This window comes from Variovorax sp. 160MFSha2.1 (assembly GCF_048305075.1).
In the GTDB taxonomy this organism is placed as follows: domain Bacteria; phylum Pseudomonadota; class Gammaproteobacteria; order Burkholderiales; family Burkholderiaceae_C; genus Variovorax; species Variovorax guangxiensis.
In genome coordinates, this window is record NZ_CP157624.1 from 4,920,959 (window position 1) to 4,946,176 (window position 25,218).

16 protein-coding genes are annotated in these 25,218 nt (G+C 69.6%); 11 read left to right on the plus strand and 5 right to left on the minus strand.

Translation table 11 applies throughout. The features are described 5' to 3' along the window. Nucleotides 1–105: 105 nt before the first annotated feature. The 4 genes from xdhB to ABL838_RS22405 all read right to left on the minus strand — a co-directional run bounded on the left by xdhB (nt 106) and on the right by ABL838_RS22405 (nt 6,212). Nucleotides 106–2,553, minus strand: a complete 2,448-nt coding sequence (gene xdhB, locus ABL838_RS22390) for a xanthine dehydrogenase molybdopterin binding subunit (protein ID WP_418121970.1) — start codon at nt 2,551–2,553, stop codon at nt 106–108. 2 nt (nt 2,554–2,555) lie between these two features. Then, nucleotides 2,556–4,169 (minus strand): xanthine dehydrogenase small subunit, encoded by a 1,614-nt coding sequence (xdhA, locus tag ABL838_RS22395; RefSeq protein ID WP_418121971.1) that lies wholly within the window; start codon nt 4,167–4,169, stop codon nt 2,556–2,558. A 187-nt stretch (nt 4,170–4,356) separates the two neighbouring features. Next, nucleotides 4,357–5,136 carry a TSUP family transporter gene (locus ABL838_RS22400; protein WP_418121973.1) on the minus strand — a complete coding sequence of 260 codons (780 nt, stop codon included), beginning with the start codon at nt 5,134–5,136 and terminating at the stop codon, nt 4,357–4,359. 170 nt (nt 5,137–5,306) lie between these two features. Next, on the minus strand, nt 5,307–6,212 hold the full coding sequence (locus ABL838_RS22405) for a LysR family transcriptional regulator (protein WP_418125894.1): 906 nt from the start codon (nt 6,210–6,212) through the stop codon (nt 5,307–5,309). 129 nt (nt 6,213–6,341) lie between these two features. Between ABL838_RS22405 and ABL838_RS22410 the strand changes: the two genes are divergently transcribed. The 11 genes from ABL838_RS22410 (at nt 6,342) to ABL838_RS22460 (ending at nt 24,113) form a co-directional block, all read left to right on the plus strand. Next, nucleotides 6,342–7,556, plus strand: coding sequence for a PQQ-dependent sugar dehydrogenase (locus ABL838_RS22410; RefSeq protein WP_206169551.1), 1,215 nt, complete (start codon nt 6,342–6,344; stop codon nt 7,554–7,556). 38 nt (nt 7,557–7,594) lie between these two features. Further along, complete coding sequence (locus tag ABL838_RS22415; RefSeq protein WP_418121974.1) at nt 7,595–8,200, plus strand: c-type cytochrome; 606 nt, start codon at nt 7,595–7,597, stop codon at nt 8,198–8,200. A gap of 99 nt (nt 8,201–8,299) precedes the next feature. Beyond that, a complete protein-coding gene (locus ABL838_RS22420; RefSeq protein WP_418121975.1) occupies nt 8,300–10,459 on the plus strand; it encodes a thiamine pyrophosphate-dependent enzyme in 2,160 nt (719 codons plus the stop codon). Between the two features lie 14 nt (nt 10,460–10,473). Beyond that, nucleotides 10,474–12,090 (plus strand): indolepyruvate oxidoreductase subunit beta family protein, encoded by a 1,617-nt coding sequence (locus ABL838_RS22425; RefSeq protein ID WP_418121976.1) that lies wholly within the window; start codon nt 10,474–10,476, stop codon nt 12,088–12,090. 38 nt (nt 12,091–12,128) lie between these two features. Next, on the plus strand, nt 12,129–13,109 hold the full coding sequence (locus ABL838_RS22430) for a Bug family tripartite tricarboxylate transporter substrate binding protein (RefSeq protein ID WP_184641518.1): 981 nt from the start codon (nt 12,129–12,131) through the stop codon (nt 13,107–13,109). A gap of 6 nt (nt 13,110–13,115) precedes the next feature. Then, a complete protein-coding gene (locus ABL838_RS22435; protein WP_418121977.1) occupies nt 13,116–14,351 on the plus strand; it encodes an alpha-hydroxy acid oxidase in 1,236 nt (411 codons plus the stop codon). Nucleotides 14,352–14,396: 45 nt separating this feature from the next. Continuing rightward, on the plus strand, nt 14,397–15,449 hold the full coding sequence (locus ABL838_RS22440) for a TRAP transporter substrate-binding protein (RefSeq protein WP_418121978.1): 1,053 nt from the start codon (nt 14,397–14,399) through the stop codon (nt 15,447–15,449). Between the two features lie 3 nt (nt 15,450–15,452). Continuing rightward, complete coding sequence (locus ABL838_RS22445) at nt 15,453–15,977, plus strand: TRAP transporter small permease (RefSeq protein ID WP_240650770.1); 525 nt, start codon at nt 15,453–15,455, stop codon at nt 15,975–15,977. Continuing rightward, on the plus strand, nt 15,974–17,275 hold the full coding sequence (locus tag ABL838_RS22450) for a TRAP transporter large permease (protein WP_019655093.1): 1,302 nt from the start codon (nt 15,974–15,976) through the stop codon (nt 17,273–17,275). Before ABL838_RS22445 ends, ABL838_RS22450 begins: the two co-directional genes overlap by 4 nt. Continuing rightward, nucleotides 17,275–17,709, plus strand: coding sequence for an acyl-CoA thioesterase (locus ABL838_RS22455; RefSeq protein ID WP_418121979.1), 435 nt, complete (start codon nt 17,275–17,277; stop codon nt 17,707–17,709). Before ABL838_RS22450 ends, ABL838_RS22455 begins: the two co-directional genes overlap by 1 nt. Nucleotides 17,710–17,867: 158 nt before the next feature. Further along, a complete protein-coding gene (locus ABL838_RS22460; protein WP_418121981.1) occupies nt 17,868–24,113 on the plus strand; it encodes an autotransporter outer membrane beta-barrel domain-containing protein in 6,246 nt (2,081 codons plus the stop codon). On the opposite strand, the gene ABL838_RS22465 is transcribed toward ABL838_RS22460, so the two are convergent. After that, nucleotides 24,079–24,510, minus strand: a complete 432-nt coding sequence (locus ABL838_RS22465) for a low molecular weight protein-tyrosine-phosphatase (RefSeq protein WP_418121982.1) — start codon at nt 24,508–24,510, stop codon at nt 24,079–24,081. The two genes, ABL838_RS22460 and ABL838_RS22465, sit on opposite strands and share 35 nt — an antisense overlap. Nucleotides 24,511–25,218 lie beyond the last annotated feature (708 nt).

Below are 25,218 nucleotides of genomic sequence, written 5' to 3' on the forward strand. Positions count from 1 at the left end.
CAGAAGTCGCGAAAGGGACCGAAGACATTTTTTCGGTTTTCCTTCTGCGACCTTCGCGAAACCTTCGCGTCCTCTGCGTCCGGCTGTCCGCTTTCACGGCAGCCATCACCCCTGCACGGCAGTGATCGCACGCAGGATCGACTCGCTCGTGGCCGGCGCCTTCAGCGGCGGATCGACCCTGTGGCCGCCCGCGGCCGAGACCGCGTCGCGGATCGCGAAGAACACCGAGAACGGCAGCAGCAGCGGCGGCTCGCCCACGGCCTTGCTGCGGTGGATCGAGTCCTCGAAGTTCTGACCCTCGAACAGGCGCACGTTGAACACCGGCGGGCAGTCGTTGGCCGTCGGGATCTTGTAGGTGCTGGGCGCGTGCGTGGTGAGCTTGCCGCTCTGCGGATGCCACACCAGCTCCTCGGTGGTGAGCCAGCCCATGCCCTGGATGAACGCGCCCTCGACCTGGCCGATGTCCACCGCCGGGTTCAGCGACTTGCCCGCGTCGTGCAGGATGTCGGCGCGCAGCAGCTTCCATTCGCCGGTGAGCGTGTCCACGATCACCTCGCTCACCGCCGCGCCGTAGGCGTAGTAGTAGAACGGGCGGCCCTGCATCTTGTCCTTGTCCCAGCTCAGGCCGGGCGTGGCGTAGAAGCCGTCGGACCACAGCTGCCTGCGGTCGAGGTACGCCTCGCCCACCACGGTGCTGAAGGCCAGCGAGCGGCCGTTGACCTCGACCGTGTCGTTGGCGAAGCGCACCTCGGAGGCCTTGCCGCCGTGGCGCTCGGCCGCGCATTCGGCCAGGCGCTCGCGGATCTGGCGCGCCGCGTCCTGCGCGGCCTTGCCGTTCAGGTCGGCGCCGGTCGATGCGGCCGTGGCCGAGGTGTTGGCCACCTTGGTCGTGTCGGTGGCCGTGACGCGCACGCGCTCGAAGCTCACGCCCAGCTCGTGCGCCACCACCTGGGCCACCTTGGTGTTCAGGCCCTGCCCCATCTCGGTGCCGCCATGGTTCACCAGGATCGAGCCGTCGGTGTACACGTGCACCAGCGCGCCGGCCTGGTTGAAGTGCTTCACGTTGAACGAGATGCCGAACTTCAGCGGCGCCAGCGCCAGCCCGCGCTTGAGCACCGGGCTCTTCGCGTTGAAGGCAGCGATGTCCTCGCGCCGCGCGCGGTAGTCGCTGCTGGCCTCCAGGTCGGCCACGAGTTCGTGGACGATGTTGTCGGTCACGGTCTGGCGGTAAGGCGTGACGTTGTTCTCCGTCTTGCCGTAGAAGTTGACGCGCCGCACGTCCAGCGGATCGAGCCCCAGCGCACGGCCCACCGAGTCCATGATGTTCTCGATGGCGATGGCGCCCTGCGGGCCGCCGAAGCCGCGGAAGGCCGTGTTGCTCTGCGTGTTGGTCTTGCCCGAGAAGCCGTGCATGGCCACGTTGGGCAGCCAGTAGGCGTTGTCGAAGTGGCACAGCGCGCGGGTCATCACCGGACCCGAGAGGTCGGCCGAGTGGCCGGCGCGCGAGACCATGGTGATCTCCGCGCCCAGGATGCGGCCCTCGCCGTCGTAGCCCACTTCGTACTCGTACCAGAAGCAGTGGCGGCGGCCCGTGACCATGAAGTCGTCGTCGCGGTCCAGCCGCAGCTTCACCGGGCGCTGCAGCTGGCGCGCCGCGATGGCGGCCACGCAGGCGAAGAGCGCCGACTGCGATTCCTTGCCGCCGAAGCCGCCGCCCATGCGCCGGCATTCGACGTGCACCTCGTTCGACTGCAGGTGCAGCGCATGCGCCACCAGGTGCTGCATCTCGCTCGGATGCTGCGTGGAGCAGTGGATGTGCAGCGCGCCGCCTTCCTTCGGAATGGCGTAGCTGATCTGGCCTTCCAGGTAGAACTGCTCCTGCCCGCCCACGTCGAAGGTGGCCTTGTGGCGGTGCGGCGCCGCGGCGATGGCAGCCCGCACGGCCGCCTCGTCGCCCTCGTTGGCGGCACCGCCGCTGCGCACGATGTGCATCGGCGGCACCACGTACTGGCCGCGCTCGTGCGCGGCCTGCGGCGTGAGCACCGGCGGCTGCGCCTCGATGGTCAGCGCGTCCTTGGCCTTCGCGGCGGCGCGGCGCGCGGCGTCGCGGGTCTCGGCGATCACCGCGAACACCGGCTGGCCGAGGTAGCGGATCTCCCCGCCGTCGCTCACCGGCAGCAGGATCGGGTCGTCATGGATGATCGAGCCGCAGTCGTTGGTGCCCGGAATGTCGTCGGCCGTGATGACCGCGACCACGCCCGGCATCGCGCGAATGGCGTCCAGCGAGATCGCCGTGACGCGCCCGTTGGCCGCCGGTGAAAGCCCCAGCGCGCAGTGCAGCGTGCCGGCGAGCTCGGGAATGTCGTCGATGTAGGTGGCCTCGCCGGCCACGTGCAGGTGGGCCGACTCGTGCGGGCGGCTGATGCCCACGCGCATGCCGCGCTCGTGCGCCAGCGCTTCTGCGCCCACGTCGATGCGCGCGGCGGTGTTGGCCAGGTAGTCGGCGAAGGCCTCGGCGGGCTGCAGCAGGCGGGCGTCGATGGGTTTGTTCATGTTCAGATTCCTTCCGCCGCCGCGTTGACGGCATGGGGCATCACGCTCCAGACGCTGGTTTCCTCGATCGGCAGCGCGTCCTCGGCGCGCGTTTCGAGCCAGAGGCGCTGGATGAGGTTCTGCGCCACCAGCAGCCGGTAGTCGGCCGATGCGCGCATATCCGACAGCGGCTTGAAGTCCTGCGCCAGCGCGAGCTTGGCGGTGGCGACGCTGGCCTGCGTCCACGGCTTGCCGACCAATGCGGCCTCGGCGTTCGCCGCGCGCTTGACCACGGCGGCCATGCCGCCGAAGGCCAGGCGCACGGCCTTCACCGTGTCGCTGCCAGCCTCGAGCTCGATGGCGAAGCCCGCGCACAGCGCCGAGATGTCGCAGTCGAAGCGCTTGCTGATCTTGTAGGCGCGCACCTGGCGACGCATCGCGGCGTGCGGAACGGCCAGGCCCTGGACGAACTCGCCCGGCTGCAGCTGGTTCTTCATGTAGTCCAGGTAGAACTCGGGCAGCGGCATGCGGCGCACCACATCGCCTCGGCGCAGTTCGATCTGCGCATCGAGCGACATCAGCACCGGCGGCGAATCGCCGATGGGCGAGCCGTTGGCCACGTTGCCGCCCATGGTGCCGGCATGCCGGATCGGCGGCGAGGCGAAGCGCAGCCACACCTCGGCCAGGCTGGGCACGCGGTCCACCAGCGCCGCGAAGGCGGACTCGAGCGAGGCGCCGGCGCCGATGTAGAGCTCGCCGCCGTTGTCCTTGCGGTCCTCGATGGTCTTCAGCTCGGCCACGTCGCCCAGGTAGATGATGTCGCCCAGGTCGCGGAACTGCTTGTTGACCCAAAGCCCCACGTCGGTGGAGCCGGCCAGCAGCTGCGCGCGCGGCTTCTGCTCGCGCAGGGCGGCGAGCTGGGCCAGGGTCTTCGGGGCGTGGAAGTGGTCGATGCGCGCGCCCAGCGGGGCGGCGTAGTCGAAGCCCTCGTTCTTCAGCGCGGTGAGCGCGGCGATCACGGGTTGGGTGTCGAGGCGCACGGCGGGCAGGTCGAACATGCGCTGGCCTGCGTCGAGGATGGGGCGGTAGCCGGTGCAGCGGCACAGGTTGCCCGAGAGCTCGTCGGCCAGCTGCTGGCGCGTGGGCTGGGTGCCGCCGGCCTGGTGGTGCTCGTAGCTGGCCCACAGCGACATCACGAAGCCGGGCGTGCAGAAGCCGCACTGGGAGCCGTGGCAGTCGACCATCGCCTGCTGCACGGGGTGCAGCGTGTGCACCGGGTGCTTGCCGTTGCTGCCGGTCTGCGTCTTCGGCAGGCACTGCGCCTGCGCCTTGAGGTCTTCGACAGTGAACAGGGCCTTGCCGTGCAGCGTGGGCAGGAACTGGATGCAGGCGTTGACGGTCTGCAGGCTCAGGCCGTCGACGGTGCCGGGAGCCTGAGGGTCGGCGGCCAGCTCGCCGATGACGACGGTGCAGGCGCCGCAGTCGCCTTCGTTGCAGCCTTCCTTGGTGCCGGTGCAGCGGGCGTCCTCGCGCAGCCAGTCGAGCACGGAACGGGTCGGGTGGACGCCGGTGACGTCGACGATCTTTCCGCGATGGAAGAAGCGGATCGGTTGAATCTTGCTGCTGTCGGTGCTCATGCTTTTAGGGCTCGTGGGCGACCCTTCGTGGGTCAGTCATGGACGTTAGCGGCTTGTCCGGCGTCTTGCATACACAGGTGCCCATAACGCGTATGTGGGGGCCGGTATGCCACGTACGGGGAAACCCTTGCGTGGGGGTTGCAATTCCCGGGCCACCGGGGGATTTTCGGATGGCCCCGGGCGAGGTTCAGCGCTGCGCGATGGCCACCCAGGCAGTGGCCACCAGCGTCGAACCCGCCACCGCGAGCAGCCCGCCGACCAGCCACTTGAGCGTGCGCGGCTGCAGCTTGTTGGGCAGGCGGTGATGCAGCCGCGTCACGCCGTAGACCACCGGCATCGCGCAGCCGGCCAGCAGCGCCGAATGCCATGAGAAGTGCCCCGTGGGCACCACGATCACCAGCCGCACCAGCGAGTTGAAGGCGAACATCAGCAAGAGCGCGCGGCGCACCAGCTCGCGGTCCAGCGGCTGGCGGTACATGTGGAACACGATGGGCGGCCCCGAACTGGAGAAGAGCCCGCCCAGCACGCCCGACAGCCCGCCGATGACGGCGAAGCTCGCGCGCCCCGACACCACCGGCAGCGGCTTCGCCTGCAGCACCAGCAATATCGCGCAGCCCAGGATCGACACGCCCAGCAGCCCGCGCAGCCAGTCGACCGCGCCGCCGCTGAGCCATGTCAGCAGCATCAGGCCGACGATCACGCCCACGGTGCTGCCGTTGAGCGCCGGCTTCATCAGCTGCCAGGGCACCACGCCGGGCCGGGCGCGGAAATACGTCCAGGCGTTGATCAGGCTCAGCACGGTGGCTGCGTTGGCCGTGTCGCTCACGCTGGCGACGTGCAGCACCGACACCAGCCCGAGCAGGATCAGGCTGAACGCGAAGCCGGTGAGGTTCTGCGCGTAGGTGGCAAGGGCCACGCAGGCCATGAAGACCAGCACGGGGCCGGCCTGGGAAAGAATCGCTTGCACGGGCTGCTCGCTCAGAGTGCGGCGGCAGGCGCGGAACGGAAACGGGAGGCGTGGGGGAAGAAAGCGGGAGACGGAACGGACATTCGGAGGCAATCGGGGGCAACTGAAGGCGCGGGCAGCAAGGAAGGGCGCCTGCCCAAGAATAACCGCGCCCCCGATCCGGGGCCCGCTCACGGTTTCTCGGAGAAGAGCTCCGTGATGACCTGCCTGAGCCAGCGGTTGCCCGGATCGGCCTCGAAGCGCTTGCTCCAGTGCAGCGACACCGTGAAGTCGCGCAGCGGAAACGGCGGTTCCACGATGGCGTAGCCGCCCTCCTGCGCGAAGCCGCGCGCGATGTTGCGCGGCATCACCACCGCGAGGTCGGTCGCGCGCACGATGGCTGGCAGCACCATGAAATGCTCCGTTGTCAGGCGCAGCCGGTCTTCCAGGTTCAGCAGCTGCAGGATGCGCAGCGTCTCGGCGTGCGTGCGCACCGCCACGTAGTCGAGCTCCTGCAGGGCCTCCAGCAGCGCCTGCCCGCTGCGCCTGCGCTTCACGAAGGGATGGTCCTTGCGCAGCAGCACGATGTAGCGGTCCTTCAGCAGCTGGGCGCGCTGGGTGTCCTTCACGCCGGGCAGGAAGCCGAAGGCGAAGTCGACCTTGCCGCTGTCGAGGCCGGCCGCCACGTCGCCCGGCGCCAGCGGCATGGTCTCCAGCCGCACCCCCGGCGACAGCTCGCGCAGCCGCGCCATCAGCGCCGGCAGGAAGCGGCCCTCGCCGATGTCGCTCATGTGGATGCGGAAGGTCTTGCGCGACACCTGGGGCTCGAAGCGGTCAGGCTCGTGCAGCGCCTCTTCCAGCGTGCTCAGCGCCGCCTGCACCGCCACCGCGAGCCGGTCGGCGCGCGGCGTGGGGGCCACGCCGCCGGGGGCGCGGGTGAAGAGCGCGTCCGCCAGCAGCAGCCGCAGCCGCCCCAGCCCGTGGCTGGCCGCCGGCTGCGTGAGGCCCAGGGACTCGGCCGCGCGGCTCACGTTGCGCTCGCGGTAGACCGCGTCGAAGAGCCGCAGCAGGTTGAGATCGAGCGCTTCCATATGCATGCCATTCATATTACTTAGCTCGATCATTTTATTGAGCATGGCGGCGGCGCCACGCACACTGGCGGGCGCTGTCCGGATCGCCCCTCGAAAGGCGCCGGCCGGCGCCCCACGACAAGAAGGAGACGAGACATGGCCCCGATTCGTGCACTCCGCGCGTTCCGCGCGCACGCGGCGCTCGCCGCCCTGCTCTGCACCGCCGTTACCGCCGCCGCGCAACAGCCGCCGGCCGAAGAACCTGGCTGGGCCAAGGGCCGGCCCAAGACCGAGGCGGCCACGCGCATGGCACCGGTGCCCTCCTTCCCCATTCCGACAGCGCCCGACCAGCTGCCCACGGCCAAGTTCAAGCTGCCGCCGGGCTTCAAGGTCGAGACCTGGGCCTCGGGCGTGCTCGACGCGCGCGAGCTGCGCCAGGGCGCGAAGGGCACGGTGTTCGTGAGCACGCTCTTCGTGGGCAACAAGGTCTACGCCATCGCCGAGAAGGGCGACCGCAAGCCGAAGACCATCATCGACAAGACCGAGTTCGCCACCGGCATCGAGTTCGACAAGGGCGCGCTCTACCTCGCCACGCACAAGCAGATCCTTCGCTACGACGGCATCGAGGACAAGCTCGACAACCCCGGCGCGCCGGTGGTGCTCAACGACAAGCTGCCCGGCGGGCAGGACCACAGCTGGCGCTACCTGCGCATGCACGAAGGCAAGCTCTACTACGCCGTGGGCGCGCCCTGCAACCTGTGCGAACCCGACGACGCGCATGCGCGCATCTTCCGCATGAACCCCGACGGCAGCGGCATCGAGACCGTGGCGCGCGGCGTGCGCAACACGGTGGGCTTCGACTTCGACCCCAAGACCGGCAACCTCTGGTTCACCGACAACGGCCGCGACTGGCTCAGCGAAGACCTGCCCAACGACGAGCTGAACGTGGTCACCAGGCCCGACCAGCACTTCGGCTACCCGTACTGCCACCAGGGCAACATCCTCGACTCGGAATTCGGCTGGGGCAAGAGCTGCAGCGACTACCAGAAGCCCGCCGCACTGCTCGGCCCGCACGCCGCCGCGCTGGGCCTGACCTTCTACAACGGGAAGATGTTCCCGGCCAGGTACCGCGGCGCCATGTTCATCGCGCGCCACGGCCCGTGGAACCGCACCGTCAAGTACGCCGACATCGCCGTCGCCTGGCCCGACGGCAAGGGCGGCGCGAAGGTGGAGCCCTTCATGACCGGCTTCGTCGAGAACAACAACTACCTCGGCCGCCCGGTCGACTTCCTGGTGCTGAAGGACGGCTCGATGCTCGTGAGCGACGACCACGCCGGCGCCATCTACCGCATCAGCTACGGTGGCCGATGACACCTGCGAGCCTTCTCTTCCGATGCGCGGTGGCGGCAATGACCGTGGCAGCGGCGGCATCGCCGGCCGGTGCGCAGGGCACCAAGGGCAGCGTCTACGCCCAGCGCTACGCCGAACTGTGCGCCTCGTGCCACGGCGCCAACGGCCGCAGCGACATGGCGGGCACGCCGGTGCTCGCCGGGCAGCATTCGTTCTACGCCATCACGCAGCTCTACCTGTTCCGCGAAGGACGGCGCGACAACCCCGCGATGAGCGCGGTGGCCAAGACCATGAAGGACGAGGACCTGCGCGGCTTCTCGGACTTCATCGCCACCCTGCCCGCCGTGCCCGCGCCGCCGCCGGCCACGCCGCCCGACGCGGCGCGCATGGCACGCGGCCAGGCACTGGCGCAGGAGAACCGCTGCCTGCTGTGCCATGGCGCCGACCTGGCCGGCGGGCAGCAGGTGCCGCGCATCGCGCAGCAGCACGAGGACTACCTGCAGCTCACCCTGCAGGGCTTCCGCACGGGCAAGCGCCCGGGCTACACGCAGGCCATGAGCGAGGCGGTGGGCCGCATGTCGCCTGAAGACCTGGACACCCTTGCCTACTACGTGGCGCGCTTCCCCGGCGCCGCAGCAAAGCCGACTTCTTCGCCCACCAGATAGACGCCATCACCCGACGTGCGGCACCCGCAGGACAAGCGCGGTGCGGGCACGGCTCACCCCGAATCCCGAACAACCCCCTCAACATCGGAGCCGAATCTCTTGGAAGTTTCATTCAGCAAGGAAGTGGAAATGCTGCGCCTCGGCGCGGGCGACACCTTTCACGGCGAGGGCATCCTCGCGATCACCAAGGGCCTGCTGCAGTCGGGCGTGGCGTATGTGGGCGGCTACCAGGGCGCGCCGGTGTCGCACCTGCTCGACGTGATGGTCCAGGGCAAGGCCTACATGGACGAACTGGGCGTGCACGTCGAGGCCTGCTCCAACGAAGCCTCGGCCGCCGCCATGCTCGGCGCCTCCATCCACTACCCGCTGCGCGGCGCGGTGACGTGGAAGTCGATCGTCGGCACCAACGTGGCGGCGGATGCGCTGTCGAACCTGTCGTCGCCGGGCGTGACCGGCGGCGTGCTCGTCGTGGTGGGCGAGGACTACGGCGAAGGCGCCAGCGTGATCCAGGAGCGCACGCATGCCTACGCGCTCAAGTCGAGCATGTGCCTGCTCGACCCGAGGCCCGATCTCGGCGTGATGGTGCGCATGGTCGAGGAAGGCTTCCGCCTCTCGGAAAGCTCGAACATGCCCTGCCTGATGGAGCTGCGCATCCGCACCTGCCACGTGCGCGGCAGCTTCGAGTGCAAGGACAACGTCGCGCCCGCCGTCTCCACGCGCTCGCTGATGGAGGAGCCCGCCGGCTTCGACTACATGCGCCTCGCGCATCCGCCCGTCACCTTCAGGCACGAGAAGCTCAAGGGCGATGCGCGCATCCCGGCCGCGCGCAGCTACATCGCCGAGCACGGCCTCAACGAGCTGATGCCCGGGCGGCGCCATGCCGACCTCGGCATCGTGGTGCAGGGCGGGCTCTACAACGCGCTGATCCGCAGCCTGCAGCAACAGGGCCTGGCCGACGCCTTCGGCGAGACGGACATCCCGATCCTGGTGCTCAACGTGACCTACCCGCTGGTGCCCGAGCAGGTCGCCGACTTCTGCGTAGGCAAGCGCGCGGTGGTGGTAGTGGAAGAAGGCCAGCCCGAGTACATCGAGCAGGACATCGCCACGCTGCTGCGCCGGCGCGACATCCAGACGCCGCTGCACGGCAAGGACATGCTGCCCCCGGCGGGCGAGTACGGCGTGGAGGTGCTCTCGGCGGGCATCGGCGCGTTCGCCGCGAAGTACATCGAGCCGGACGAGGCCTCGCACTCGGCGCAGGCCTGGCTGGCTGGCAACCGCGAACGCCGCGAGGCCGTGGCGCGAAGTCTGAGTTCTCCGCTGCCCAACCGGCCGCCGAGCTTCTGCGTCGGCTGCCCGGAGCGGCCGGTGTTCTCCGCGCTCAAGCTGGCGCAGCAGGAGACCGGACCGGTGCACGTGGCCGCCGACATCGGCTGCCACGCCTTCGGCACTTTCGAGCCTTTCTCGATGGGCCATTCCATCCTCGGCTATGGCATGAGCCTCGCGAGCCGCGCGGGCGTGGCGCCGATGATGAACCGGCGCACCCTGTCGATCATGGGCGACGGCGGCTTCTGGCACAACGGCCTGCTCACCGGCGTGCAGAGCGCGCTCTTCAACGGCGACGACGCGGTGCTGCTGATCTTCAAGAACGGCTACACCTCGGCCACCGGCACGCAGGACATCATCTCCACGCCGGACGACGAGATCAAGGAACGCGCCGAGGACAAGCAGCAGAGCCTGGTCGACAAGAACCAGACCATCGAGGCCACGCTCAAGGGCCTGGGCGTGCAGTGGATGCGCACCGTGACCACCTACGACGTGGAGCGCATGCGCCGCACGCTCACCGAGGCGCTCACCAGCGACTTCGACGGCCTGAAGGTGGTGATCGCCGAGGGCGAATGCCAGCTGGAGCGGCAGCGCCGCATCAAGCCGTGGATCTCCAGCCTGCTGAAGAAGGGCGAGCGCGTGGTGCGCGTGAAGTACGGCGTGGACGAGGACGTGTGCAACGGCGACCACGCCTGCATCCGCCTGTCGGGCTGCCCCACGCTCACGCTGCGCGACAACCCCGATCCGCTGAAGGTGGACCCCGTGGCCACCGTCATCGACGGCTGCGTCGGCTGCGGGCTGTGCGGCGCGAACGCCCATGCGGCCACGCTGTGCCCGAGCTTCTACCGGGCCGAGGTGGTGCAGAACCCGAAGTGGCATGAGCGGCTTCTTCACGGCCTGCGCGGTGCCTTCGTTCGCGCACTGCAACCGGCATGAGGGGCGAGGAAACCATGGAACAGAACCGCCCCATCACATTGCTCGTCTGCGCCCTCGGCGGCGAAGGCGGCGGCGTGCTTACCGAATGGCTGGTCGACACCGCGCGCCATGCCGGCTACGCGGCGCAGAGCACGTCCATTCCCGGCGTGGCGCAGCGCACCGGCGCCACCACCTACTACATCGAAGTGTTCCCCGTGCCGCTCGCGCAGCTCGGCGGGCGCCGCCCGGTGTTCAGCCTGAGCCCCGTGCCGGGCGCGCTGGATGCCATCGTCTCCTCGGAGCTGCTGGAAACCGCGCGCCAGATCGGCAACGGCATGAGCGCGCCGCAGCGCACGCTGGTCATCAGTTCGTCGGCGCGCATCCTCACCACCGCCGAGCGCATGGTGCCCGGCGACGGCCGCGCCGACGCGCAGCGGCTGCTCGACGTGGTGAAGGCCTTCAGCCGCGAGCACCATGTGTTCGACATGAACGCCATCGCGCGCGACAGCGGCACGGTGGTCAGCGCGGTGATGCTCGGCGCCATCGCGGGCAGCGGGCTGTTTCCGTTCCCGCGCGAGGCCTACGAGCACGTCGTGCGCGGCGGTGACACCAGCGCGCCCGAGAAGCTGGGCAAGATGGCCGCCGCCAGCCTGCGCGGCTTCGCCTCGGCCTTCGACGCGGTGAACGCGCCGCGCGCGCAGGCCGCCTTCGTCAGCAGCGTGATGGCCGGCGACACCAACGACGCGCCGCCGCCCGCCGCAGCCCTGCCCGCCGACCTGGCACGGCGCTTTCCGCCGGCCGTGCACGACATGCTCGCGCTGGGCCATGCCCGCGTGCTCGACTACCAGGACGCCGCCTACGCATCGCTCTACGCCGAGCGGCTGGGCCGCCTGCTCGATGCGGAGCGCGCCGCCGACCCGGCCGGCGCGCGGGGCTTCGCCATCACCCGCGAGGCCGCGCGCTGGCTCGCGCTGTGGATGGCCTTCGACGACATCGTGCGGGTGGCCGCGCTCAAGGGCCGCGCCAGCCGCGCGCAGCGCGTGCGGCGCGAGGTGCGCGCCGGCGAGGAAGACATCGTGAAGGTCTACGACCACTTCAAGCCCGGCGCGGCCGAATTCGCGGCGCTGCTGCCGCCCTCGCTCTCGCGCCGCGTCACGGCCTGGGACCGGGGCCGCCAGTCGCGCGGCCTCGCGCCCTGGGCGCTGCCGCTGAAGGTGGGCAGCCACTCGGTGCTGGGCATGGCCTCGCTGCGGCTGCTGGCCTCGCTGCGCTGGCTGCGCCGCCTGGGCAGCCGCTTCGCGCAGGAGCAGGCACTCATCGAACGCTGGCTCAAGGCCGTGGAAGCAGGCACGCGCGAGACCTGGGCGCTGGGCCACGAGCTGGCGCTGTGCGGACGGCTCATCAAGGGCTACGGCAGCACCAACGAGCGCGGCAAGCACAACCTGCTGCATGTGATCGACGAACTCGCCGGCCGCAGCACCCTGCCCGCCTCGGCTCGTGCCACGGCCATCGCGGCGGCGCGCGAAGCGGCACTGGCCGACGAGGGCGGCAAGGCGCTCGACGCCACGCTGGCCGCGCACGGCGCCGCGCCACGTCCGGTGCAGGCGCAGCCGATCCGCTGGATGAAGCGCCCCCCGTCGGTCAAGGCCTGACCGGACGCTGCGAAATACAAGAAAAGGAGACAAGACCAATGACCCGCCCCGCCCTTCCCTGGCGACGATGCCTGCTGGCACTGGCCGCCGCTGCCATGCTCGCCCCGGCGCATGCCAACACCCCATGGCCCGCCAAGCCGATCAAGGTGATCGTCAACTTCCCCGCAGGCGGCGCCGCCGACCAGATCGCGCGCGCCATCTCGCAGCCGCTGCAGGAGTCGCTGAAGCAGCCGGTGGTGATCGAGAACCGCGCCGGCGCCAACGGCAACCTCGGCGGAGAAGCCGTGGCCCGCGCGCCGGCCGACGGCTACACGCTGCTGATGAGCTCTGGCGGCATGGTGTCGGTGAACCCGCACCTGTACTCGCGCATGAGCTTCGACCCCGCGAAGGACCTGGTGCCGGTGGCGGCCGCCGCGCGCGTGCTGGTGTTCCTGGTCACGCGGCCCTCGCTGCCGCCGGCGAACGTGAAGGAGTTCATCTCGTACGTGAAGGCCAACCCGGGCAAGCTGTCGTACGGCTCGCCGGGCAACGGCAGCTCGCCGCACCTCGCGGGCGAGATGTTCAAGACGCAGGCCAACCTGTTCGCGCTGCATGTGCCCTACCGCGGCGCCGCGCCCGCGCTGCAGGACCTGCTGGCCGGCCAGATCGACTACGCCTTCGACCCCGGCATCGCGCTCACGCAGGTGCGCGCGGGCAAGCTGCGGCTGCTGGCCGTGGGCAGCCCGAAGCGCTCGCCGCTCTTCCCCGACGTGCCCACGCTCGACGAGGCCGGCCTGCGCGGCTTCGACGCCGACACCGTGTTCGGCTTCTACGCTCCGGCCGGAACGCCGCCCGAAGTGGTGGCGCAACTCAACGCGCAGATCAACCGCACGCTCGCGCTGCCGGCCGTGCAAGAGCGCATCGCGTCGATCGGCGGCGAGCCGCAGCCCGGCTCGCCGGCTGCGTTCCAGCAGCGCGCGGCGACGGACTTCCAGCGCTTCGGCGCGCTGATCCGCGAGCGCCGGATCGCGGCGGACTGAGCAAGGATGGCCCAACTGCTCAACGTGGAAGACTACCGGCGCCGCGCCCGAAGCGCGCTGCCGCGGCTGGTGTTCGACTACATCGACGGCGGCGCGGAAGACGAGCGCTGCATGCAGCGCAACCGCGACGCGCTCGAAGCGCTGCCGCTGATTCCCGAATGCCTGCGCGACACCAGCAAGGTGGACATCGGCATCGAACTCTTCGGCCGCCGCTGGCGCGCGCCCTTCGGCATCGCGCCCATCGGGCTGGCCGGCCTGGTGCGCCCGCGCGCCGATGCGCAGCTGGCCGCTGCAGCGCAGGCCGCCGGCGTGCCCTTCGTTCTTTCCACCGCCTCCAACACACGCATCGAGGAGGTGCGCAACGCCGCGCCCGATGCCGCGCTGTGGATGCAGCTGTACGTGATGGGCGAGCGCGCCATCGCCGAGCGCATCGTGCGCCGCGCGCGCAATGCAGGCTTCGAGGCGCTGGTGCTCACGGTAGATGTTCCCGTGAGCGGCCTGCGCGAGCGCGACCTGCGCCACGGCTTCCGTGTGCCCATGCGGCTCACGCCCGGCACGGTGCTCGACATGGCGCGGCATCCCGCGTGGCTGCTGCGGCTGGCCGGCGGCGGTATGCCGCAGTTCGCGAACCTGCTGCCCGATGAAGACGACGGCGCACCGGTCTCCGCGCAGACGCAGGCCGCGCTGCTCTCGCGCGCCATGGACCGCACGCTGACCTGGGACAGCCTGGGCTGGCTGCGCAGGCTCTGGGACGGGCCGCTGCTGATCAAGGGCCTGCTGGGTGCCGAGGACGCGCGCTGCGCACTGCGGCATGGGGCGGACGGCATCGTGGTCTCCAACCACGGAGGCCGCCAGCTCGATGCCGCGCCGGCCACCATCGCCGCGCTGCCGGCCATGCTCGATGCGGTAGGCGGCCGCATTCCGGTGCTGGTGGACAGCGGCATGCGGCGCGGCAGCGACATCGTCAAGGCGCTCGCGCTCGGCGCCAGCGCGGCGCTCGTGGGCCGCGCGCCGATCTACGGCCTGGCCTGCGGCGGCGAACAGGGCGCGCTCTCGGTGCTGCAGCTGCTCGCGCAGGAAACCGAACGCACGATGACCCTGCTCGGTGCCTCGCGCGTGGGCGAACTCGGGCGCAGGCACGTCGAAATACATGCGCCGCGTTCGCACGCCGAACAGGCTGGGCCCGCACCCGTGCAGGCGCACGGGAAAGCCTCCATTTACCCCGCGCACGCGGCTGCCTAGATTGCGGATTCACTCGTAGAGACACACAACACAACGAAGGAGACCATGAAAGCCAATCGCCAATCCCGTCCGTCCCGTCGCATGGCCACGAGCCTCGCGGCGGCCACCGCAGCCCTCGCGCTGATCGCCCCGGCCGTGCAGGCGCAGGACAAGCCGGTGCAGCTCAAGCTGTCGAGCTGGGTACCCGCGCAGCACCCGCTCAACCCCGCGCTGCAGGCGTGGGCCGACGACATCAAGAAGGAATCGGGCGGCACCATCACCGCGATCCTCTTCCCGTCGGAGCAGCTGGGCAAGGCATTCGACCACTACGACATGGCGCGCGACGGCATCGCCGACTTCTCGTACGTGAACCCGGGCTACCAGCCGGGCCGCTTCCCGGTGATGGCAGGCGCGTCGCTGCCCTTCCTGTTCGCCAACGGCAAGGAAGGCTCCGCCGCCATCGATGCCTGGTACCGCAACTACGCGGCCAAGGAAATGAAGGACGTGAAGTACTGCTTCGCCTTCGTGCACGACCCCGGCACCTTCCACTCGCGCAAGAAGATCACCGTGCCCGGCGACGTCAAGGGCATGAAGGTGCGCCCGGCCACCAGCACCGTGGGGCAGCTCATCACCTCGCTGGGCGGCACCAACGTGCAGGCCTCGGCCCCCGAATCGCGCGACATGCTCGAGCGCGGCGTGGCCGACGCCATCACGTTCCCGTGGGGCTCCATCGGCCTCTTCGGCATCGACAAGGTGGTGAAGTACCACATGGACGTGCCGCTTTACGTCACGCCCTTCGTGTGGGTGATGAACAAGGGCAAGTACGACGCCATGTCCGCCGCGCAGAAGAAGGTGATCGACGACCACTGCACCAGCGAATGGGCGCAGAAGGTGGCCGGACCGTGGGCCGACTTCGAGTTCGCGGGCCACGCCAAGATGGCGGCACTGTCGGGCCACGAGATCTACAAGCTCACGCCCGATCAGCTGGATGCATGGCGCAAGGCGGCGGCACCCGCCGAGGCGCAGTGGGCGGAGGGCGTGAAGAAGGCCGGTGAAGATCCGAAGGCCGTCATGGACGCGCTGAAGGCCAGCCTCGCCAAGTACAAATCGGCGCTCTGAGCGATGGCTACACGGTCCGCCAGCTATATGGACCGCGCGATCAACACCATTGAATGGCTCGCCGCCATCTTCGTGGGGATCGTCGCGCTCAACATCTTCGTGGCCGTGGTGCTGCGCAAGTTCTTCGACACCTCGATCCCGGACGCCTACGACTTCGGCCGAATGCTGCTGGGCATCCTGATCTTCTGGGGCATCGCGGCCACCAGCTACCGGGGCGGCCACATCACGGTGGACCTGGTGTGGACGGCGGCGGGCCCGCGCATGAAGCGCGCCATCGACGTGTTCGCCACGCTGGTGCTGCTCTTCGTGGTGGCGGTGCAGACCATCATGCTGTTCGACAAGGTGCGCGGCACCTATGTCGACAACGTGCAGACCTACGACCTCAACATCCCGACCTGGCCGTTCTACGCCGTGGCCTGGGCCGGCGACGTGTGCGCCGTGCTGCTGATCGCCATCCGCACCTACAGGCTGATCTTCCATCCCGAACAACTCGAAGAAGTTCACGCAGAACAGAAGGCCGACGAATGAGCCCCGATGCAGTCGCAGTGTTGGGCTTCGTCGCCCTTTTCGTATTGATGCTGTTGCGCGTGCCGGTCGGCATGGCGATGGGCCTGGTGGGCGTGGTGGGCTACAGCTACCTCGTCGGGCCGGGCCCCGCGCTCAAGCTGGTGGGCCAGACCTCCATGCGCACCGTGACCGACTACACCTTCGGCGTGATCCCGATGTTCATGCTGATGGGAGCGCTGGTGTCGGTCTCGGGTGTGAGCCGCGAGCTCTTCAAGGCCGCCAACTCGATGATCGGCCACCTGCGTGGCGGCCTGGGCGTGGCCACCGTGGTGGCATGCGGCGGCTTCGCGGCGATCTGCGGCTCGTCGGTGGCCACGGCCGCCACGTTCTCGGCGGTGGCCTACCCGGAGATGCGCCGCTTCAACTACCCGCAGTCTTTCTCCACCGGCGTGATCGCCGCGGGCGGCACGCTGGGCGCGATCCTGCCTCCATCGACCGTGCTTGCGGTGTACGCCATCCTCACGCAGCAGGACATCGGCAAGCTCTTCATGGCGGGCATCGTGCCGGGCATCCTCGCGATGGCCATGTACGTACTGACCATCGCGGTCATCGTGAAGACGCGGCCGGGCTGGCTGCCTGGCGGCGAGGTGAAGCCCTGGTCGGAGCGCCTGAAGGACCTGAAGAACGTGTGGGCGCCGCTGGTGCTGTTCGTGTTCGTCATCGGCGGCCTGTACGGCGGCTTCTTCACGCCGACCGAGGCGGGCGGCGTGGGCGCGAGCGGCGCCTTCATCCTCGGGCTGGTACGGCGCAAGCTCGACGGGCCGAAGATCCGCGAAGCGCTGCTGTCGGCCACGCGCACGGCGGCGGCGGTGTTCACGGTGCTGATCGGCGCGCTGCTGTTCGGCTACTTCCTCACCATCACGCAGAGCCCGCAGAAGCTCACCGAGTTTCTTACCGGCCTGGGCATCGGCCGCTACGGCGTGCTCGCGCTCATCATGCTCATGTACCTGGTGCTGGGCTGCCTGATGGACGCGATGGCGATGATCATCCTCACGGTGCCGATCATCTACCCGGTGATCGTGCACCTGGGCTTCGACCCGATCTGGTTCGGCGTGATCATCGTGATGACCGTCGAGCTCGGCCTGATCCACCCGCCGGTGGGCATGAACGTGTTCGTCATCAAGAGCGTGGTGAAGGACGTGAGCTTCACCACCATCTTCAAGGGCGTGCTGCCGTTCATCGTGACCGACATCGTGCGGCTGGTGATCCTGATCGCGTTCCCCATCATCGCCCTGTGGCTGCCGACGAGAATGGGCTGATGAGCAATACAAGCACCAACACAACCAAGGAAGTCGTCTATACCGTGCGCGTGGAGTTCGGCGACTGCGACCCCGCCGGCATCGTCTGGTTTCCGAACTTCTTCCGCTGGATCGACGCGGCCTCGCGCCACTTCTTCGCCGAATGCGGCGTGCCGCGCTGGGAGGAAACGACCGAGACGCTGGGCGTGATCGGCACGCCGCTGGTCGACACGCACACGCGCTTCGTGAAGTCCGCGAGCTACGGCGACACGCTGCAGATTGCGGTGCGCATCACCGAGTGGCGCGAGAAGAGCTTCGTGCAGACCTACCGCGTGACGCGCGGGAGCGAGCTGATCCTGGAGTGCGAGGAAGTGCGCATCTTCGGGGCGAAGCGCGAAGGCGGCGGGATCCGGGCCGTGGCGATTCCGCCTTCCATACGGGTGCTCTGCGAGTAGCCGCGAAGCCGGCGCCACCTGCCCGACGCTGGTTTTCACCTACGCCATATTTCTTCTTTCTCTTGCCGCATCACGCGTCCTGAGTCCTTTCGGCAGATATTCACCTCGCCCATGCCTCACAAATAATCACACGCATTACAAAGGCTTGGAGGCGAGCCGTGAACCATGTCTACCGTGTGATCTTCGACCGCCGGCAGAGCCGGTATCGCGTGGTTTCCGAACTGGCGAAGAGCGCCAGCGGTTCCGGAGGGACAGCAGTCAGGGGACGAAGGCGCACCGCGCGCAGGGGCGCAGCTCCTGCGCTCGGGGCCCTCGCGGCCCTGGCCGCACTGGCACTGCATGGCGGCACGGCGCTCGCGGCCTGCACGCCCGCCTCGCCTGTCGACAACGACGTGGTCACCTGCACCGGCGTTCCGATCCTGCTGCCCCCCAACCCGAACAGCTTCCTGAGCAACGCCAACGGTCTTGCCGTCACGGTGCAGTCGGGCGGCATCATGAGCACCCTGCCCGGCGGCACGGCGATGACGCTGGGCGGCAACGGCATCACGCTCAACAACCTGGGCGCCATCGACGCCAACGCAGCGGGCTCCCTCGTGCTCTCGCGCGCCCTCACGATCGGCAACCTGGTCGTGCCCGGCAGCGGCAACGTCACGGTGAACAACCAGGGCACGATCGAAGGCACCTTCGACGGTACCTTCGGCCTGCTGGGCGCGGCGGCCGTCATCGCCACCACCGGGACCACGACTTTCAACAACAGCGGCACGATTGGCATGAGCGCGCTCGGGCTCTTCGATCCGATCAACTCGATCGCCGTCGCCGTGTACGGCGGTGGCAACGTCAACTTCACCAACACCGGAACGATCACCGGCCGCGTGGCCTTCCAGAGCCCCGACAGCGGCGGCAACGCCTTCGTCAACGCTGGCACGATCAACGGCAGCGTCTCGCTGGGCACGACGCTGAGCAACGACACTTTCGTGGCGGTCACGGGCTCGTCGATCAACGGCGGGCTGGTGCCGCTGCCCGGCGTGACCATTCCGACGCCCGCGGTGCCGCCGAGCTTCCTCACCTTCGCCGCCGGAGGTACGGTCGACGCGGGCATAGGGGGCAACGACACGCTGGTGCTGCAGAACACCGTGGCGGGGCCTGGTTCCGGCAGCGGCGGCGCGGGCACGGTCTCGAGCCTGCAGTACCTGAACTTCGAGAACCTCGTCGTCAACAGCGGCACCTGGACGCTCGAGGGCCCCGCGGTGAGCGGCGCGGCCGCGCTCAACGGCGGCACCGCGATCTTCGACAATGCGCTGTCCTTCGGCACCGGAACGCTCACGGCGAACGGTGGTTCCATGCAGGCCTCGGTGGCAGGCCTGACGCTGACGCAGAACATCAGCCTCACGGGCGGCCTGATCGTTCAGGGCGCAAACTCCCTGACGCTCGGCGGCACCGTCACCGGCGCCGGGGGGCTGATCAAGAACGGCAGCGGCACGCTCACGCTGTCGGGGAACAACGACTTCAGCGGCGGGCTGGCCCTCAATGGCGGCGGCCTGACGCTGGGCAACGCGAGTTCTCTCGGCACGGGCCTGTTCCTGGTCGGCGGCCCCGCCACGCTCAACACCGCCTTCACCGGTACGCTGACCAATCAGGTGCAGCTCAACGGCGCGCTGACGCTCAACGGCGCGGGCACGCTGAGCTTGAACGGCAACATCAACGGCGGCGGCAGCCTGACGCTCGCCAGCGGCGACCTGGTGCTGAACGGCGCCAACAACTACAGCGGCGGCACCGTGCTGCAGGCCGGCTCGATAGACCTCGGCTCCGCAACCGCGCTCGGCTCCGGCGCATTGACGGTCGATGGCGCCGCCACGCTGACCGGCAAGAACGGCCTCGCGTTGAGCAACGACATCGTGCTCAACAACACGCTGAACCTGGGCGGCGGCGGAAGCGGCGGTGCGCTGACGCTCAACGGCAAGATCAGCGGCGCGGGCGGGATGAGCCTGGCCGGCGCGCCAGGGCTCACGCTCAACGGTGCCAACGACTTCAGCGGTGGCTTCAACCTGGGGGGCGGCCAGCTCACCGTGGGCAACAACCTCGCGCTGGGCACGGGCGCGGTGACGGTGAGTGGCGCCAGTTCGCTGGCAGCGAATACGCCCGTGGGCCTGACCAACAACTTCAACCTGAATGCGGGGCTGAACGTTGCGAGCAGCAGCGCTCTCTCGCTCAACGGCACCATCGGCGGCCTCGGCGGACTGACGCAGTCGGGGCCAGCCAAGCTCACCTTGGGCGGCGCCAACGGTTTCGCCGGCGGAGTGAACCTGCTGGGCGGCGGACTGGGCGTTGGCACCAACACCTCGCTGGGACTCGGCGCGCTCACGGTCAACGGCGCGGCCACGCTCGATGCCAGCGCGGGTGTGAACCTGGGCAACGCGGTAGTGCTCAACGCGGGCCTGGATGTGGGCGGCAGCAACGACATCGCGCTGGGCGGGGTGGTGTCGGGCGCGGGTGCGCTGTCGTTCAACGGCACCGGCAAGCTGAGCCTGAACGCCGCGAACGCCGGCTTCAGCGGCGGCGTCACGCTGGGCAGCGGCACGCTCGGCGTGGGCAACAACCTCGCGCTGGGCACCGGCGGGCTCGCCGTGACAGGCAACGCGAGCCTCACGGCGAACGTGCCGGGCATCGTGCTCGGCAACGGCGTAACCCTGGGCAGCGGGACCACGCTGAGCCTGACCGGTGCCAACGCGCTCGCGCTGGGCGGCACCATCACCGGCGCCGGCGCGCTCGCGGTGAACGGTCCCGGCGGCGTCACGCTGGACGGCGCGAGCGACTTCTCGGGCGGCGTTTCACTGGCGGGCGGCACTCTCTCGCTGGGCACCAGCACCTCGCTGGGCAGCGGCACCCTCGGCGTGACGGGCAATGCCGGCCTGCAAAGCGCGGGCGGCGCCCTGACGCTGGTCAACGCCGTATCGCTCGGCGCAGGCGCGGGCCTGACGGTGGGCGGCGCCAACGATCTCACGCTGAACGGGCCCATCGGCGGCGGAGGCTCCCTCATCAAGACTGGCGCCGGCACGCTGGTGCTCGGCGGCGCCAACAACTTCGGCGGCGGTGTGACGCTGCAGGCCGGCACGCTCGGCGTGGGCACCGGCACCTCGCTGGGCACGGGCACGCTGACTGTGAGCGGCGCCGCCACGCTGACATCGAGCGCCGACGTCGCGCTGGCGAACGACGTCACGCTCGATGGCGCGCTGAGCGTCACGGGCGCGAAGAACATCGCACTGGGCGGCGTGATCGGTGGCGGCTCCGGCCTCAGCTACAGCGGCACCGGCATCCTGAGCCTTGGCGGCGCGAACGCCTATGCAGGCACCACCACCGTCGCTTCGGGCACGCTGCTGGCCACCAATGCGAGCGGCAGCGCCACGGGCACCGGCGCGGTCACGGTGCTGACCGGCGCCACGCTGGGCGGAACCGGCCGCATCGGCGGCGACGTCACCCTGAACACGGGCGCGAAGCTGGCTCCGGGCGCCGGCACCGCCGGAAGCTTTGGCGTGCTGGCCGTGGGCGGCAATCTTTCGCTCGCCGCCGGCAGCACGCTCGATTTCGATTTCGGCGCGCCTGGCCCCAACTTCAGCACGCCGGGCGCGAGCGACAGCGTGAGCGTGGGCGGCGACCTGTCGCTCGGCGGCGCGGTGACGCTGAACGTCGCCAACGCCGGCAGCTTCGGCCCCGGCGTGTACCGGCTCGTCGACTACGGGGGCTCGCTGACGGGCGCCGGCAGCCTTTCGCTCGGCGGCTTGCCGGGCGGCAGCACGGTGCTGCTGCAGAACCTCAGCGCCGACAAGCGCTTCAACCTGCTCAACACCACCGGCCTGACGCTGAATTTCTGGAACGCCGACGGCCTGGCCAGCCCGGTGCAATCCGGCGGCGGCACGGGCACGTGGTCGACCACCAGCCCGGTTTGGACCGACGCGGCCGGCACCGTGACCGTGCCCATGCAGCCGCAGCCGGGCTTCGCCATCTTCGGCGGCGCGCCGGGCACCGTGACCATCGACAAGACCGGTGGCGCGGTGCAGGCGCTGGGCATGCAGTTCACCAGCGGCGGCTATACGCTGGCCGGCGATGCGCTCACGCTGCTGGGCAACGGCGGCGGCAAGGCCGAGATCCGCGTGGGCGACGGCAGCGCGGCCTCTACGGGCTTCGTCGCGACGGTGAACAGCGCCATCGACGGCAGCGCGGGCATCGCCAAGACAGGCGCGGGCACGCTGGTGCTGGGCGGCACCAACACCTACACAGGCGGCACGGCCGTGCAGGGTGGCGTGCTGTCGGTTTCCGCCGATGCCAACCTCGGCGCGGCCGGCGGCGGGCTCGCGCTCGACGGCGGGCGCCTGCAGGTCACCGGCACGGGCTTCGCCGGTACGGCACGCGACATCGACATCGGCGCGGCGGGCGGCGGCATCGAGGTCGTCGACGCGGCCCACGACTTCACCGCGAGCGGCACACTGGGCGGCAGCGGCACCTTCGTCAAATCGGGCCAGGGCACGCTGACCCTGGCCGGCACCAACAACCACACGGGTGCCACGGTGGTCGACTCCGGCACGCTGCGGCTCGGCGCGGCCGATCTGCTGAACCCGGCGGCGACGATCGCGCTGGCCGACAAGGCCGGCGCCACACTGGACCTGAACGGCTTCGACCAGACCATCGGCTCGCTCTCGGGCGGGGGCAGCGCGGGCGGCGAACTGAAGCTGGGCAGCGCGACGCTCACCACCGGCGGCGACAACACCAGCACCACGTTCGGCGGCAGCCTGAGCGGCAGCGGCAGCGTCGTGAAGCAGGGCACCGGCACCTTCACCCTCGCCGGCTCGAACAGCTACGGCGGCGCGACGCAGGTGAATGCGGGCACGCTGCAGGCCGGTGCCGCCAACGCCTTCAGCGCGACTTCGGCCCACGGCGTGGCCGCGGGCGCGACGCTCGACCTCGCGGGCTTCAACCAGACCGTCGCGTCGCTGAACAACAGCGGCACGGTTTCGCTGCCGGGCGCGACGGCCGGCACCAGCCTCACCGTGACCGGGCCTTACGTGGGCAACAACGGCGTACTGCGGCTGGGCGCGGTGCTGAACGCGAGCGGCCCGTCCGACCGGCTGGTGCTCGACGGCGCCGGCGCCACGGCCAGCGGCCGCACCACCGTGCAGATCGTCAATCTCGCAGGCCTGGGCGCGCTGACCACGGGCAACGGCATCGAGGTGATCAGCGCCCTCAACGGCGCGACCACCACCGCGCAGACCACCAGGGACGCCTTCACGCTCGCCGGCGGGCACGTGGATGCCGGTGCCTACGAATACCGCCTCTATCCCGCCGATGCGAACGGTGCGGGCGAGAACTGGTACCTGCGCTCGACCACGGGCGCGGTCGGCCCCGGCGTGCCAGGTGCACCGGGCGGGCCGGGCCTGCCGACCTATCGCGCCGAAGTTCCGCTCTATGCCGCCCTGCCCCAGCAGTTGCGCCAGGCCAATGTCGCGATGCTCGGCAACCTGCACCTGCGCGGCGGCGACGAGATGCGGCAGCCCAACGACGCCGGCGACACGACGACTTACGCCGGACGCCGCGCATGGGGCCGCGTGCTGAGCACCGACATCGACGTGCGCCAGCGCGGCACCGTGAGCCCCGAGAGCAAGGGCCGCCTCACCGGCTTCCAGGCCGGCACCGACCTGTGGGCCGATGCGAACTGGCGTACCGGCATCTACGTCGGCCAGCTCGAGGGCGACGTCGACGTGCGCGGCTTCGCAAGCGGCATCCAGGGCCTGCGCGTGGGCCGCAGCGATCTGCGCAGCCGCTACCTCGGGGTGTACGCCAGTTGGCACAACGATGCCGGCTGGTACACCGACATCGTGCTGCAAGGCGGCCAGCACCGCTACACCGCGCGGCCGCTTGCGAGCATGGGCAGCTCGGGCAAGGGCGACAGCTTCCTGGCTTCGTTGGAAGTGGGCAAGGCCTTCGACATCGGAGGCGGCTGGCGCGTGGAGCCGCAGTTGCAGCTCATCCACCAGCGCCTGAGCATGGACGGCGCGAGCATCTCCGGCGCGTGGATCACGCAGGACACGCACGACGGCCTGATCGCGCGCGCCGGCGTGCGCATCAAGGGCTCCATCGCCACCGGTGCCGGCTTGCTGCAGCCCTACGCGCGCATCAACGTGAACCGCGCATCGAGCGGCACCGACATCGCGCGCCTGACGGGGCCGGCCGGCAGCACCGGCATCGCCAGCGAAACAGGCGGCACCAGCACCGAACTGGCCGGCGGCTTCACCCTCGCACTCGGCGAGCGCACGGCGATCTACGGCGAGCTGGGCAAGCTGTGGGCCACCGGCGGAGACACGCGCATGAAGAGCTCGCTCAACGCCTCGGTGGGCGTGCGGGTGCGCTGGTAGCCCCGGCGTCGGCTTGCAGTCGCGCGAGCAGGCCATCCACGCCCAGGTCGATCAGGTCGAAGACCTCGACAAAATCCTTCTGCCCGCCGTACCACGGATCGGGCACGTCGCCCTCGATGCCGTCGGCGTATTCGGTGAACAGATGGATCTTGCCGGCCGTGCTGGCGGGCGCGAGCCTGCGCAGCGCCGCGCAGTGCTGCGCGGTCATGCCGATGATCAGTTCGAAGCGATCGAAGTCGGACTTGCGAACCTGCCGCGCGCAGTGCGCGTGCATCTCGATGCCGCGCCGCCTGGCCTCGGCCACGGAGCGCGGATCCGGCGGGTTGCCGCACTCTTCATTGGAGATGGCGGCGCTGTCGACTTCGACATCGAAGCCGGCTGCGCGAGCCTTGTGCATCAGGAGAACGTGGGCTGTCGGGGAGCGGCAGATATTCCCCGTGCAGATGAACAAGACTGACGGTGTCTTCATCGAATTGAATGCAGATTGAAAGGTTAGCGTCGAATGCTGCAGGCCAATCGCAACATGGAGGCAATAAGCCCGCGAATCGCATCGTAAAACACCGTCCCGCGGGTTGACGCACCCTGTGATGCGGTGCAACAATCCGGAAATCTTCATTTCGGAGCCCCGTGCGTGGACAGTGCCAGTTGGATCAGTGACAAGACGCGTGCCTCGGCAGGCGTGACACATCCGGCCCTCTAGCGCAGGCTTCCCCCGCGCTGCGTGCCGGTCGTTGCACACAGCGTGACCCGTTTGCCATTCCGGCAAGCGGCTCCCCTCCTCCCGATTCCCGTCGTTCTCGTCACTGACTTTTTCAGTCAGCTTGCGTGCGTCCGTGCGCGAGGCCCTTCTGTGCGAAGGAGTCTTGTCATGCGTCACTTCCATCTTCGTCGTCAGCCGCACGAACAACCGCGTGTTCGTCCGTCGGCGCACGTGCCTGCGCACGCTGCGGCGGCGGAAGCAGCGCCTGCCGTGGATGCCAGGCTCGACCAGGCCGCCGCGCTCTGGACCACGCGCCGCATCCGCAGCTATCTGCTGCTGCAGCCGATCTGCGTGCCCCGCCGCTGAAGCGCGCGCCGCCACTCTTCTCTTCGAGCAACCCGCAAG